The sequence below is a fragment of the Aeromonas sp. 160P genome (assembly GCF_055193095.1).
Genome location: NZ_JBUXKV010000001.1, coordinates 1,509,900 through 1,523,004 on the forward strand (window position 1 = coordinate 1,509,900; position 13,105 = coordinate 1,523,004).

General features: G+C 59.7%; 15 protein-coding genes. 7 read left to right on the forward strand and 8 right to left on the reverse strand.

Annotation, left to right across the window (positions count from 1 at the left end; genetic code table 11):
• The first annotated feature begins 322 nt into the window (after positions 1 to 322).
• The 5 genes from pcnB (at position 323) to ACY8FN_RS07215 (ending at position 4,555) form a co-directional block, all read left to right on the forward strand.
• Positions 323 to 1,798 carry a polynucleotide adenylyltransferase PcnB gene (gene pcnB, locus ACY8FN_RS07195; RefSeq protein WP_463101138.1) on the forward strand — a complete coding sequence of 492 codons (1,476 nt, stop codon included), beginning with the start codon at positions 323 to 325 and terminating at the stop codon, positions 1,796 to 1,798.
• An 11-nt stretch (positions 1,799 to 1,809) separates the two neighbouring features.
• Positions 1,810 to 2,319 carry a 2-amino-4-hydroxy-6-hydroxymethyldihydropteridine diphosphokinase gene (gene folK / locus ACY8FN_RS07200; RefSeq protein WP_463101139.1) on the forward strand — a complete coding sequence of 170 codons (510 nt, stop codon included), beginning with the start codon at positions 1,810 to 1,812 and terminating at the stop codon, positions 2,317 to 2,319.
• Positions 2,316 to 3,110, forward strand: a complete 795-nt coding sequence (gene panB, locus ACY8FN_RS07205) for a 3-methyl-2-oxobutanoate hydroxymethyltransferase (RefSeq protein ID WP_068977679.1) — start codon at positions 2,316 to 2,318, stop codon at positions 3,108 to 3,110. The genes folK and panB overlap by 4 nt, the downstream gene beginning before the upstream one ends.
• Positions 3,111 to 3,325: 215 nt before the next feature.
• The gene (panC, locus tag ACY8FN_RS07210) at positions 3,326 to 4,183 is read left to right on the forward strand and encodes a pantoate--beta-alanine ligase (protein WP_463099597.1); all 858 of its coding nucleotides are present in this window, start codon (positions 3,326 to 3,328) and stop codon (positions 4,181 to 4,183) included.
• Between the two features lie 24 nt (positions 4,184 to 4,207).
• Positions 4,208 to 4,555 carry a putative quinol monooxygenase gene (locus ACY8FN_RS07215; protein WP_463099598.1) on the forward strand — a complete coding sequence of 116 codons (348 nt, stop codon included), beginning with the start codon at positions 4,208 to 4,210 and terminating at the stop codon, positions 4,553 to 4,555.
• Positions 4,556 to 4,637: 82 nt separating this feature from the next.
• Here ACY8FN_RS07215 and ACY8FN_RS07220 read toward each other — a convergent pair whose 3' ends face one another.
• The 5 genes from ACY8FN_RS07220 to hpt all read right to left on the reverse strand — a co-directional run bounded on the left by ACY8FN_RS07220 (position 4,638) and on the right by hpt (position 8,170).
• On the reverse strand, positions 4,638 to 5,165 hold the full coding sequence (locus tag ACY8FN_RS07220) for a rhodanese-like domain-containing protein (RefSeq protein ID WP_463099599.1): 528 nt from the start codon (positions 5,163 to 5,165) through the stop codon (positions 4,638 to 4,640).
• A 4-nt stretch (positions 5,166 to 5,169) separates the two neighbouring features.
• A complete protein-coding gene (locus ACY8FN_RS07225) occupies positions 5,170 to 5,589 on the reverse strand; it encodes a MauE/DoxX family redox-associated membrane protein (RefSeq protein WP_463099600.1) in 420 nt (139 codons plus the stop codon).
• A 251-nt stretch (positions 5,590 to 5,840) separates the two neighbouring features.
• A complete protein-coding gene (locus ACY8FN_RS07230) occupies positions 5,841 to 6,614 on the reverse strand; it encodes an ABC transporter permease (RefSeq protein ID WP_042023600.1) in 774 nt (257 codons plus the stop codon).
• Complete coding sequence (locus ACY8FN_RS07235; RefSeq protein ID WP_101325779.1) at positions 6,611 to 7,528, reverse strand: ABC transporter ATP-binding protein; 918 nt, start codon at positions 7,526 to 7,528, stop codon at positions 6,611 to 6,613. The genes ACY8FN_RS07230 and ACY8FN_RS07235 overlap by 4 nt, the downstream gene beginning before the upstream one ends.
• Before the next feature lie 111 nt (positions 7,529 to 7,639).
• On the reverse strand, positions 7,640 to 8,170 hold the full coding sequence (hpt, locus tag ACY8FN_RS07240) for a hypoxanthine phosphoribosyltransferase (RefSeq protein WP_042023605.1): 531 nt from the start codon (positions 8,168 to 8,170) through the stop codon (positions 7,640 to 7,642).
• A 201-nt stretch (positions 8,171 to 8,371) separates the two neighbouring features.
• On the opposite strand from hpt, the gene ACY8FN_RS07245 reads away from it, so the two are divergent.
• The gene (locus ACY8FN_RS07245) at positions 8,372 to 8,986 is read left to right on the forward strand and encodes a TetR/AcrR family transcriptional regulator (RefSeq protein WP_139691667.1); all 615 of its coding nucleotides are present in this window, start codon (positions 8,372 to 8,374) and stop codon (positions 8,984 to 8,986) included.
• Positions 8,987 to 9,059: 73 nt separating this feature from the next.
• Here the strand turns inward: ACY8FN_RS07245 and ACY8FN_RS07250 are convergent, their stop codons facing one another.
• Positions 9,060 to 9,671: a flavin prenyltransferase UbiX gene (locus ACY8FN_RS07250; protein ID WP_463099601.1), complete on the reverse strand. Its 612-nt coding sequence runs from the start codon at positions 9,669 to 9,671 to the stop codon at positions 9,060 to 9,062.
• A complete protein-coding gene (gene mpl, locus ACY8FN_RS07255; RefSeq protein WP_463099602.1) occupies positions 9,668 to 11,038 on the reverse strand; it encodes a UDP-N-acetylmuramate:L-alanyl-gamma-D-glutamyl-meso-diaminopimelate ligase in 1,371 nt (456 codons plus the stop codon). Before mpl ends, ACY8FN_RS07250 begins: the two co-directional genes overlap by 4 nt.
• Positions 11,039 to 11,296: 258 nt before the next feature.
• On the opposite strand from mpl, the gene ACY8FN_RS07260 reads away from it, so the two are divergent.
• On the forward strand, positions 11,297 to 11,998 hold the full coding sequence (locus ACY8FN_RS07260; protein WP_463099603.1) for a phosphatase PAP2 family protein: 702 nt from the start codon (positions 11,297 to 11,299) through the stop codon (positions 11,996 to 11,998).
• Between the two features lie 70 nt (positions 11,999 to 12,068).
• On the opposite strand, the gene galE is transcribed toward ACY8FN_RS07260, so the two are convergent.
• On the reverse strand, positions 12,069 to 13,082 hold the full coding sequence (gene galE / locus ACY8FN_RS07265) for a UDP-glucose 4-epimerase GalE (RefSeq protein ID WP_463099604.1): 1,014 nt from the start codon (positions 13,080 to 13,082) through the stop codon (positions 12,069 to 12,071).
• Positions 13,083 to 13,105: the final 23 nt, after the last annotated feature.

Sequence of the window (13,105 nt, forward strand, 5' to 3'; positions counted from 1 at the left end):
CAGGTGTGGGCTATGCACAGGTAGACCGCTATTTTTGCTGACAGACGGTTTCATGCGGGATCAATTGTCAGCACGGTTTTTCATGTGGTCAGGTGTGGGCTATGCACAGATAGACCGCTATTTTTGGGGCTGGTTTGATTCAAATGAGGTGAAGTCACCACATGGTTTTTCATTTGGTCAGGCGTGAGCTATGCACAGATAGACCGCTATTTTTGGGGCTGGTTTGATTCAAATGGGGTGAAGTCACCACATGGTTTTTCATTTGGTCAGGCGTGAGCTATGATAGGCCGCTATTTTTTGGCCTCCCGTCAATTTAGAAGTAATTAAGAGGTGTACCATTTTTTCCCAGATCGCAAACTTTTGCCGCAAGGTGCTCGGCAAGGAAGACGGCGAGCAGCCGGCGGAATCTCCTGTTCCAGCCCGTGTCGCCGGTCAACGTCGTACCTTAAGCCGTGACCAGCACCCTGTTTCGCGCAAAGAGATCAGCGAGAATGCACTCAAGGTGCTCTATCGCCTGAACAAAGGGGGTTATGAAGCCTACCTGGTCGGCGGCGGAGTCCGGGATATTCTGCTCGGGAAGACGCCCAAGGATTTCGACATCGCCACCGATGCGACGCCGGAGCAGATCAAGGCGCTGTTCAGCAACTGCCGCCTGATTGGCCGCCGTTTCCGCCTGGCCCACATTGTCTTTGGTCGTGACGTGATCGAAGTGGCCACCTTCCGGGGTCACCACCATCAGGTCAATACCAGTAAACATATGTCGGTCCAGTCTGACGAAGGCATGCTGCTGCGCGACAACGTCTACGGCACCATAGAAGAGGATGCCGAGCGCCGCGACTTCACCGTTAACGCCCTCTATTACAGTGCCAAGGATTTTACCCTGCACGATTTCGAGGGTGGGCTGGAAGATCTGGCTGAGCGCAAGCTGGAGCTGATCGGTGATCCCGAGACCCGTTACCGTGAAGATCCGGTGCGGATGCTGCGTGCGGTACGTTTTGCCGCCAAGCTGGATATGACCATCAGCCCGCGCACTGCCGCCCCCATCGCCGAGTTGGCCTCGCTGCTGCAGGATATTCCTCCGGCCCGCCTGTTTGAGGAGACCCTCAAGCTGTTCCTGGCTGGCGACGGTCTGGCGACCTATAAGTTGTTGCGTGAATATGGTCTGTTCCAGCCATTGTTCCCGCAAGTGGCTGCGCTGTTCACCCCGCACGGCAACTCCCCTTACGAGCAGTTTATCGAACATGCCCTGGCCGATACCGATGCCCGGGTCCGTGAAGATAAGCGGGTCAATCCGGCATTCCTGTACGCCACCCTGTTGTGGGGTTGTGTTGAAGCCCGTGGTCGGGTGCTGGAGAACGAGAGCGGCCTGCCCTGGTATGACGCCTTCATGCTGGCGATCAACGAGGTGCTGGACAATCAGGTACGGATCATCGCCGTTCCCCGCCGTTTCACCACCGATGTCCGCGATATCTGGGCACTGCAACAGCGTCTGACCCGTCGTCAGGGCCGTCACCCCGAGCGGGCCATGGAGCATGCCAAGTTCCGCGCGGCATTCGACTTCCTGTTGTTGCGCAACCGGGTCGAGCGTGGCCTTGGCGAGCTGGCCAGCTGGTGGGAGCGCTATGTCGCCTCCAATTCCGATGTACGGCCGCAATTGCAGCGAGAGGCGACCCGCCGCCCTGCGAGTGGCGAGCGTGCCCCGGCCGCTGAACCCCGCAGCGCTGACGGCGAGAAACGCAGCAGCAACAGCCGCAACCGTCGTCGCCCCCGTCGCCGTAAGCCGAAAGTGGCCGAGTGATAACAGACGTGATGACCGAGGTCTTCATCGCCATTGGTTCCAACCTGTCTGACCCGCTGGGTCAGGCTCGTCGCGCCGTTGCCGCGCTGGTAAGGTTGCCGGAATCTGTGCTGGTGCAGGCCTCGTCGTTTTACAGCAGTCGCCCCATGGGCCCTGCTGACCAACCGGACTACGTCAATGCCGTGGTCCGGCTCAATACCCGGCTCGCGCCCCTTGCGCTGCTGGATCAATTACAAAAAATCGAGCTGGAACAGGGACGTGTGCGCAAAGATGAGCGGTGGGGACCCAGAACCCTGGATCTCGATCTGCTGCTCTATGGGGAGCAGGTGATCAACCATGAGCGCCTGACCGTACCCCACTACGGCATGAAGGAGCGGGAGTTCGTGCTGCTGCCCCTTGCCGAAATTGCGTCTGCTCTGGTGCTGCCCTGCGGCACCCCGCTCGCCCGACTGGTTGCCCGCTGCCCGCACAATGATTTGGTCATCATTGCCCCGAGTGCAGATCTACAGGAGCCTCTATGAGCAAGATCACCACCGCCAGCCTGCTGAAGATGAAGCAGGAGGGTCAAAAGTTCACCGCCATCACCGCCTATGATGCCACCTTTGCCAAGCTGTTCGACGACGAGGGCGCCCACGTGCTGCTCATCGGCGATTCGCTCGGCATGGTGTTGCAAGGGGGTCAGGATACCCTGGCGGTCAACATGGATGAGATGGTCTATCACACCCGCTGTGTGGCGCGCGGTGCCAGCAAGGCGCTGGTCATCGCCGACATGCCGTTCATGAGCTACGCCACCCCGGAGCAGACTTACCAGAACGCCGCCCGCCTGATGGCCGCCGGTGCCCGCATGGTGAAGCTGGAAGGGGGCGACTGGCTCTGCGACTCCATCCGCCACCTCACCCGTAACGGGGTGCCGGTGTGCGGTCACCTCGGCCTCACCCCGCAATCCGTCCATGTCTTTGGCGGTTTCAAGGTGCAGGGGCGTGACGAGTTTCAGGCCCAGGAGATCTACCGTCAGGCCCTCGAACTGCAAGCGGCCGGTATCCAGCTGCTGGTGCTCGAGTGTGTGCCCACGGCGCTGGCCGAGCGCATCACCAAGGCGCTGCGCATTCCGGTGATCGGCATAGGTGCCGGTCCCGCGACCGACGGCCAGATCCTGGTGATGCACGATGCCTTTGGCGTCACCTCCGGTTATGTGCCCAAGTTCACCAAGAACTTCTTGGCCGAGACCGGTGATGTGCGTGCCGCCATCCGCCTCTATGTCCAGCAGGTGAGCGAGGGGAGCTTCCCCGGCCCCGAACACTGTTTTAACTGATCCGGTTCGGTATTCTGATGGGGGCATATGCCCCCATTTGCCTTTTCTGGCCAGAGATATTTAATCCGTATCTTGTTAATTCATCTGAGGTTGTGCTGCGGCATAGTTGAATACTGGATAGTTGAGCTGCAGATGATGCTGGTTAACAGTCCAGCGTTATCCGCGTTGGGTGATGTAATCCGTCTCTTTTTGATTTATCGGAAGGTGAACTGCTGATGTTGGTCGTAAATAATCCCGTCGCTCTGCGTGAGCAGATAAGCCAATGGCGCCGTGAAGGGCGTGCCATCGCATTTGTGCCCACCATGGGCAACCTGCATCAGGGTCACCTGACGCTGGTGAAAGAGGCGCACAGCCACGCCGAGAAGGTGGTGGTCAGCATCTTCGTCAACCCGATGCAGTTCGACAAGGTCGAGGATCTTGCCAACTACCCGCGCACCCTGGAGCAGGATTGCGCGGCGCTGGAAGCCGCTGGTGTCGACATGGTGTTCACCCCGACCCCGGAGATCATGTATCCGCAGGGGCTGGCGAGCCAGACCTTCGTCGAGGTGCCGGGCCTCTCCGGCCTGTTGGAAGGGGCGCTGCGTCCCGGTCACTTCCGTGGCGTCAGCACCGTCGTTACCAAGCTGTTCAATCTGGTGCAGCCGGATGTGGCCTGCTTTGGCCAGAAGGATTACCAGCAGCTGGCGCTCCTTCGCAAGATGGTGGCCGACATGGCGATGCCCATCGAGATCGTCGGTGTGCCCACAGTGCGGGCCGAAGACGGGCTGGCGCTCTCTTCGCGCAACGGCTACCTGACTGCCGCCGAGCGTGCCATTGCCCCTGAGCTCGCGCGCACCATGAACTGGATCGCCGGGCAGATTGAAGCGGGTGACCACCACCTGCCGTCGCTGGTGGCGCAGGCCAGCCAGCGTCTCGACAACGCCGGTTTCCGTACCGATGCCATCGACATCGTCGATGCCGCCACCCTCGAATCCGCCACTGACGAGAGCGTGCAGCTGGTGATCCTGATGGCCGCTTATCTGGGCAAGGCCCGCCTTATCGACAACCAAGTGGTCACGCTGCAGCAAGCCTGAGCCCGCCACAACCAGGAGGATCCCATGTCCAAGAAGGTTTATTGCATTGCCCAATTCCTGCCCAAACCCGGTCAGGAGCAAGCCCTGTTTCAGGTGCTGCAGGCGCTCGAGCCCAACACCCTGCGTGAGGATGGTTGCCTGCAATATCGGGTGACCCGCCACATCCCTAGCCCGTTTGCCGAGGGGGAGAGCTTCCCCATAGTGTTCAACGAGATTTGGCAAGATATGGCGGCCTTTGAATCCCATTGCCAGCGCGCCGAGATCACCTCGTTCTTCGAGCGTTATTGCCTGGCCGATGACGGCTTGGCCGCCAAATGGAACGTCTGCGTCTATAGCGACGAGCCCGAGCAGTACGACGCTCCCAAGCTCTGATCTGACATGAACTGACCATACGAGAGAAGCCCGCAGTTGCGGGCTTCTTTATGTCAGCAGTGTAGGCTTTTGGCAGGCACGGTTACTCGGCGGAGACGGGGTAACCGGCTCCTTTCCAGGCGAAGATGCCGCCCGGCACCCGATAGACCTGCTGATAGCCCTGAGTCACCGCCCAGGCGGCGGCGTTGTGGCTGCGACCGCACTTGACGAAGCCGCAGTAGATCACCAGAGGGCGGGATTTGTCTTCACCCAACAGCGCCTGGAACTGCTCCGGCGTGCCGCTCCCCTCGACGATCTCGCTCCAGTTATCGCCGGACTTGGCCTCCTTCACGAAGACGAAGTTCTTGGCGCCCGGGATGTGCTCTTTCTTGTAGGACTCCTCATAGGGCATGGTGTCGATGATCACCAGCTCCTCGCCCTTGTCCATGCGGGTCTTCAGCTCGGCCACGGTCAGCAGCTGATAGCCCCCCTGCTGCGCCTCTTGCGCCAGTTGCACCGCCGACTGCTCCAGCTTCACCTCTTGCTCGAACTGGTTGTCGCCACAGCCGCCGAGGGCAAAACTGGCCGCAATCAGTGAGGCCACCAGAGTGCGGGATCGCAATGTCATCATGTCACTACTCCTTTGGAACGGAAAATACGGGGCGGGAAGTTCGCAGCAGGGCGCCCGCAAGCGTCAGTAGCAGCAGATCCCGCACAATGGCTTGTGGCAGCGAGCTGAGATCAGCCTTGCCAAGACAGCCGCAAGAGATGTCGAGCCCGATGGCAATGCCATAGCCCAACACCGGAATAAACAGGGCGAGCAGCCCGATCACCAGCCACAGCCCCCAGCGCCGGTTGGCGATCACCGCCAGCCCCGCGCAGAGCTCAAGGGCGAGCAGCCCCCAGGCCACCGGCGGGATCAGTGACGGCCAGATCAGCCCGAAGGCCGCGATCTGTTCGACAAACAGGGCGGGGGATACCAGCTTGAACCCGGCCGAGGCGACGAAGAAGCCACCCAGTGCCAGATTGGCCAGCATGCGCAGCAACGCAGGCATGTTCTACCTCTTTATAGAGAGGAGTGAATTCTAACCATTCCCGATTGAGGAGCAATGACTAAACCCATGCCGGACAAGATAAATCTCGATTTTGCGGAGCAGTGCGCGGGGGGGCTGCATTTCCTACTGATACCCTGATGGCCGTATTGCTCGGGGAAACGCTTTTGGTTGTCCGGCTTGCTCCCCGGTGCGCTGCTGGCTAAAGAAAACGGGCACCCGAAGGTGCCCGTTGCAGTGAACTTTCAATCCGATCAGTGGCGCAGGCCGGTGCCCCGGGAGATGAGCCACCAGGCGATACCGTAGAGGGCCACGATAAAGCCGATGATGATGAGGTAGGCGGTGCCGAGCGGCACGTCGGAGATACCGAGGAAGCCGTAACGGAACGCGTTCACCATATAGATGATGGGGTTCACCTGGGAGACACCCTGCCAGAAGGAGGGCAGCAGGCTGATGGAGTAGAACACCCCGCCCAGATAGGTGAGCGGCGTCAGCACGAAGGTGGGGATGATGCTGATGTCGTCGAAGGTCTTGGCAAACACCGCGTTGATAAGCCCGCCCAGCGAGAACAGGATCGAAGTGAGCAGCACGGTGAAGCAGACGCTGAACAGATGGTGGATCTGCAGTGGCACGAAGAACAGCGACACCAGAGTGACGATGAGGCCGACACAGAGGCCGCGCGCCACGCCACCGCCGACATAACCGGCGATGATGACGTAGTTGGGCACCGGTGCCACCAGCATCTCCTCGATATTGCGCTGGAACTTGGCGCTAAAGAAGGAGGAGGCGACGTTGGAGTAGGAGTTGGTGATCACCGACATCATGATGAGGCCGGGCACGATGAACTCCATGTAGGTGAAGCCACCCATGTCACCGATGCGCGAACCGATCAGGTTGCCAAAAATGACGAAGTAGAGGCTCATGGTGATGGCCGGCGGCACCAGGGTCTGGATCCAGATCCGGGTAAAGCGGCTCACTTCCTTGGCCAGAATGCTCTTGAATGCGATGTAATAGATGGCCAGGTTCATGCTTTTCTCCCCTCTTCGACCAGATTGACGAACAGCTCTTCCAGCCGGTTGGCCTTGTTGCGCATGCTCACGACCTGCACCTGCTGGCTCGACAGCTGTTCGAAAAGACTGTTGAGTGACTGGCTCTTGTCGAGATCCACCTCGAGGGTGCGCTCATCCGGCATCCGGCCGTTGAACTCTGGTACGTCCGGTACGGCAGAACCTGGCGCAAGGTCGAGCAGGAAGGTCTCACGGCCCAACTTGCCCAGCAGATTTTTCATGCTGGTGTGCTCGATAAGACGACCCTTGTCGATGATGCCGATGTTGCGGCACAGCATTTCGGCCTCTTCCAGATAGTGGGTGGTGAGTATGATGGTGACGCCCTGCTCGTTGAGCTCCTTGAGGAAGGTCCACATGGAGCGGCGGATCTCGATATCGACCCCGGCGGTCGGCTCGTCGAGGATCAGCAGTTTGGGCTCGTGCATCAGGGCGCGGGCGATCATCAAGCGGCGCTTCATGCCGCCGGAGAGGGTGCGGGCAGCCATGTCGCGCTTCTCCCACAGATCGAGCTGGCGCAGGTACTTCTCGGCGCGAATTTTCGCTTCCGCCTTGGGCACGCCGTAGAAACCGGCCTGATGGGTGACAATCTGGATCACCTTCTCGAACTGGCTGAAGTTGAACTCTTGTGGCACCAGCCCGAGCTGGGCCTTGGCCTGTTCCAGATCGCTGTCGATGTCGTAACCAAACACCTTCACCTTGCCAGCGCTCTTGTTCACCAGCGAACTGATGACGCCGATGGTGGTGGATTTGCCCGCGCCGTTCGGGCCGAGCAGGGCGAAAAAATCCCCCTGCTTGACGGCAAGATCGATGCCTTTAAGGGCTTCGACGCCCCCCTGATAGGTCTTTTTCAGGCCGCTGATTTCCAGTGCGTTCATTACAACCTCTGTGATGGTTGAACCCGGCTCGATACAGAAAGGGCGGCCAAGGCCGCCCGCACAGAGTACATGGCACCAGGCCACGTCATCCGCGATATTCCTGAACCTGGCTTACTCCTGGGGTACCACTTTGCCGATAAACGGCAGGTTGCGGTACTTCTGGGCGTAGTCGATGCCACAGCCGACCACGAACTCGTCCGGGATGGCGAAGCCAATCCAGTCTACCGGCACCTGCACTTCGCGGCGGGAAGGTTTGTCCAGCAGGGTGCAGATGGCCAGAGATTTCGGCTCGCGCAGGGAGAGGATCTCGCGCACCTTGTTGAGGGTGTAACCGGTGTCGATGATGTCTTCCACGATCACCACATCCTTGCCCTTGATGTCGTCGTCCAGGTCTTTCAGGATACGGACGTCACGGGTGCTGTGCATGCCGGAGCCATAGCTGGATGCGGTCATGAAGTCCATGGTGATAGGCAGTTGGCACTGACGGCTGAGATCAGCCAGAAATACGCAGGAGCCGCGTAGCAGTGCAATCATCACGACTTCGTCGGAACCTTGATAGCGAGCGGTGATCTCTTCACCCAATTTGGCGATCCGGGCGGCTACTTCAGCCTCGGAGATCATCACCTCGACAGTGTGTTTCATCACTTACTCCCATAAGGCCAAAGGGGATTTGGCCGTTCATGAATATCAAAACCGATGATTCTACCACTCATGTTGAAGGGTGCTAGAGATACGTGGTGCTTTTATCGGCTTATTTTAATTGATAGAGTTAGCAGGCACTCAGGCATGATTAGTTAAAATACTATAAACACCATAATCAATAACTATTAGATGATAAAAACTATGGAACCACGCGCAGAAATAAGACGTCGTACCCGGCTCTCGCCGGAAGCTCGTCGCTCCCAATTGATGGAATGTGCCATCGAGGTGTTCTCCCGCCGCGGCATTGGCCGTGCAGGGCACGCCGAGATAGCCGAACAGGCTAAGGTCTCAGTTGCTACAGTATTCAACTATTTCAACACCCGCGAGGAGTTGGTTGATGAGGTGCTGGCCGAGATCGAACGCTTTGTGAACCATATGCTGTCACAGGCATACGATGCCAACGGCTCCATCTTCGACAAGGTCAGGCGTCATGTCAGCCTCTCTGTCGATGCCGCCTACGATCAACCGGATTATGCCGGTATCTGGCTGGAGTGGAGTTCATCAGTTCGGGAAGAGGTATGGCCCCGCTATACCCGGCTGCTCGATCAGTGTCTTGAGCTGATCGCCAGCGAGCTGCAAACTGCCATGGATGCAGGGGAGATCACCAGCGTGCTGTCAGCACAGGATCTGGCCCGCTCACTGAGTGGTTTTGGCTATGTGATGATGCAGATGATCAATCAACCCCAGCGCCCGGCGCGCGAAGAGGTGACTGATTTCCTGTTCAAGTACGTGACGGCGCCGATCCAGGCTCGCTAACACGGCTTAACGAAAAAACGGCGCTACTCATTGAGTGGCGCCGTTTTTTTATGGCCGGATGGGGCGGGGCACCTCAGGGGTGGCCATAGCCCCAGCGGCTGGTCAGCGCATGCTCGACACCCAGATGATCGAGGATGCGGGCGACCATAAAGTCCACCAGATCCTCGATGCTTTTCGGCTCATGATAGAAACCGGGGGCGGCGGGCATGATGGTCACCCCGAGCCGCGCCAGTTTCAGCATGTTTTCCAGATGGATCGCCGAGAAGGGGGTTTCGCGGGGCACCAGAATCAGCTGGCCGCGCTCCTTGATCACCACATCCGCCGCCCGCTCCAGCAGGTTGTCGGAGGTGCCGTTGGCAATGGCCGAGACGGTGCCCATGGAGCAGGGGCAGACCACCATCTGTTTGGGGGCGGCCGAACCGGAGGCCACCGGTGAGAACCACTCCTCCTTGCCGCAGGCGACGATCTGCCCATCTTTGGCACCATACTGGCGACAGAGATAGGCAGAGAGCTCTTTCGGCGAGCCGGGCCACTCCTGCTGCTGCTCGGTCTTGAGCACCACACGAGCCGCCGAGGAGGCGAGCAGGTAGACCTTATAGTCCGCCTGCACCAGACATTCCAGCAGACGCAGGGCATAGGGGGCGCCGGAGGCGCCGGTCAGCGCCAGAGTGATTGCTTTGTTCATAGTTCGCCGTGGTAATCCTTGAGGCGGGCGATCAGCTTGTCATGAATCCCGCCGAAGCCGCCGTTGCTCATGATCAGAATATGGTCGCCATCGCGGCTCTCGGCCACCAGCCGGTTGATCAGGGGCTCCAGATCGTTGAACACCTTGGCCGGTCGGCTCATGTGGGCAGTCACTTCCCCCAAATCCCAGCCGATGTTGGGGGGCTGGAAGAAGAACACCTCGTCGGCGCCATCGAAGCAGCCTGCCAGCTCTTCTTTGTGCACTCCGAGCTTCATGGTGTTGGAACGCGGCTCCAGCACCGCCAGAATACGGGCCGCACCCACCTTGGCGCGCAGGCCGCCGAGGGTGGTCTCGATGGCGGTGGGGTGGTGGGCAAAGTCGTCATAGACGCTGATACCGGCCACCTCGCCCTTGAGCTCCATCCGCCGCTTGGGGGATTTGAACTGGCAGAGGGCCGCAATACCGTGCTCCACCATGACACCGGCATGGCGGGCGGCAGCGATGGCCATCAGACCGTTGTTGACGTTGTGCTCGCCGATGCACTCCCAGTGCACCTCGCCCTGCTTCACGCCATCCAGCCACACCTCGAAGGCGGAGCCGTCATCGACCAGCTTGACCGCCTTCCACTTGGCGTCGTCCTGACCCACCAGCTCCACCTCGCTCCAGCAGCCCATCTTGCGCACGGTGGTGAGGTTGTCATCGGCTTGCGGGAATAGCACCCGGCCGTTGCTCGGCACGGTGCGCATCAGGTGATGGAATTGACGCTGGATGGCGGCGAGATCCGGGAAGATGTCCGCGTGATCGAACTCCAGGTTGTTCATCACCAGGGTGCGCGGGTGGTAGTGAACGAACTTGGAGCGCTTGTCGAAGAAGGCGCAGTCATACTCGTCCGCTTCGATGACGAAGAAGGGGGCAGAGCCGAGACGGGCCGAGACCGGGAAGTTGCCGGGCACGCCGCCGATCAGGAAACCGGGTGCCAGCTTGGCGTATTCGAGCACCCAGGCCAGCATGCTGGCGGTGGTGGTCTTGCCGTGGGTGCCGGCGACGGCCAGTACCCAGCGATCCTGCAGTACATGCTCCAGCAGCCACTGGGGGCCGGAGATATAGGGCAGATTGCGGTCCAGTACATATTCAACACAGGGGTTGCCGCGGCTCATGGCGTTGCCGATCACCACCAGATCCGGCGCCGGATCGAGTTGGGAGGGGTCATAGCCTTCGGTTAACTCGATGCCCTGTTGCTCGAGCTGGGTACTCATGGGGGGATAGACGTTGGCATCCGAACCGGTCACCCGGTAACCAAGCTGTTTTGCCAACACCGCCAGACCACCCATAAAGGTGCCGCAGATCCCGAGAATGTGAATATGCATACCGCTTCCTTTCGCAGTAAAGGGAAGTGCGCATTCTAGGGGGTGTTGCGGTGGTGGCACAAGCCGCACTCATGGTGAGAGGCCCATAGATGCAGCACTGGAGGCAGAAATCTTGGCGCTGTTGGGGTGTGCGAAACTGGAATAGGGTGGCGGGCTTTATTTGAGGCTTGATATTGTGTCGCACTTTCTTACAATTCTTCGGTTTTGTGACGCACTCTACAGTTTTACGATATCGCCCTTTTCCAAAGGAGAGTCCCCATGGGCAAGTTCCTGCTTTGCTATCTGGTCGGTGGTCTGGTAGCCATCAGTTGGGCTGCGCTGCCAGCTCATGGTCCCTGGGATCAGTGGGACCTCGCCATTTTTCATACTGTTAACGGCTGGCTCGGGCAGTCGGCGCTGTGGGCCGATCTGGTGGCTATCACCAATAACCGGCTGTTCGATCTGGCGGTACTGGCTTGTATGGGACTGATCCTAGCCCGCTGTTTTTTTACCCGGGACTTGGCGGGGCGTCGCCAGCTGGTGGCGATGGGCATAGTGATGTTGCTGAGCGCACTGGTGATCAACCAGCTTGGTCACAGATTGCCGGTGGAGCGACCCAGCCCGACCTTGATGGTGGCCGATGCGCTGCGGGTGACCCAGATCAGCGGCATTCCGACCAAGGACTCTTCCGGCGATAGCTTCCCGGGGGATCACGCCCTCTTTTTGATGATCTTCGCCGGTTTTGCCCTGCGCTATCTGCCGCGCTGGGCGGGGGGCACCGCATTGCTGATGGTGCCAATCTTTTCCGCGCCGCGCATTCTGGCGGGCGCCCACTGGTTTACCGACGTCTATGTCGGCGCGCTGGGGCTGGCGACCCTCTGTCTGCCCTGGTTGCTGCTGACCCCGCTGGCGGATCGGCTGATTGACCGCATCACCCCTCAATTGGTCAGCGTGCCACTGCTGCGCAGCCAGACCAACTGAGTCACTGCCGCAAAATAAAACGCCCCGACATTTTCAGGTCGGGGCGTTTTATTATCAGCCCGCTAGACAATCAGCCTTGATAGCCGTTCGGGTTGTTGCTTTGCCAGCGCCAGGTATCGACCATCATCTGCTCCAGACCACGCTCTGCCTGCCAGCCAAGCTCGGCACGGGCCAGCGTCGGCTCGGCCCAGCACTCGGCGATGTCGCCCGGGCGGCGGGGTTTGATCTGGTAGGGAATGGGGCGGCTGCTGGCTACCTCGAACGCCTTGACCATCTCCAGTACCGAGTAGCCCTGACCTGTGCCCAGGTTGTAGGTGAAGACGCCAGTGTCGCTCTTGATGCGCGCCAGTGCTTTCAGGTGGCCGATGGCCAGATCCACCACATGGATGTAGTCGCGCACGCCGGTGCCATCCGGTGTCGGGTAGTCGTTGCCAAATACCCCCAGCTCCTTGAGCTTGCCGACACCGACCTGGCTGATATAGGGCAGCAGGTTGTTGGGGATGCCGTTGGGGTCTTCACCAATCAGGCCGCTATCATGGGCGCCGACCGGGTTGAAGTAACGCAGCAGCACGATAGCCCAGCGGGGATCGGATTTGGACAAGTCACGGAGGATCTCTTCGACCATCAGCTTGGAGCGACCGTAGGGGTTGGTGGCGCTGGTGGGGAAATCTTCCCGCAGCGGTACCGAAGCGGGATCGCCATAGACGGTGGCCGAGGAGCTGAATACCAGCCGGAAAACCCCGGCCTTGGCCATCTCTTCGCACAGCACCAGAGTGCCGCTGATGTTGTTCTGGTAGTAGGTGAGCGGGATCTGGCTTGACTCACCGACCGCCTTGAGACCGGCGAAGTGGATCACCGATTCGATCTGGTGGTTGGCAAACAGCTGCTGCAGACAGGCTCTGTCCAGCACATCCCCTTCGACGAAGGTGACCGGCTTGCCGGTGATCTGCTCGACCCGCTTGAGTGACTCCGGTGAGGAGTTGGAGAGGTTGTCGAGTACCACGACCTGCTGCCCCGCGCTGAGCAGTTCAACCAGGGTGTGGGAGCCGATATAGCCGGCGCCCCCTGTGACCAGTATTGTCATTTTTTATCCCGTGTTCTGGTGAA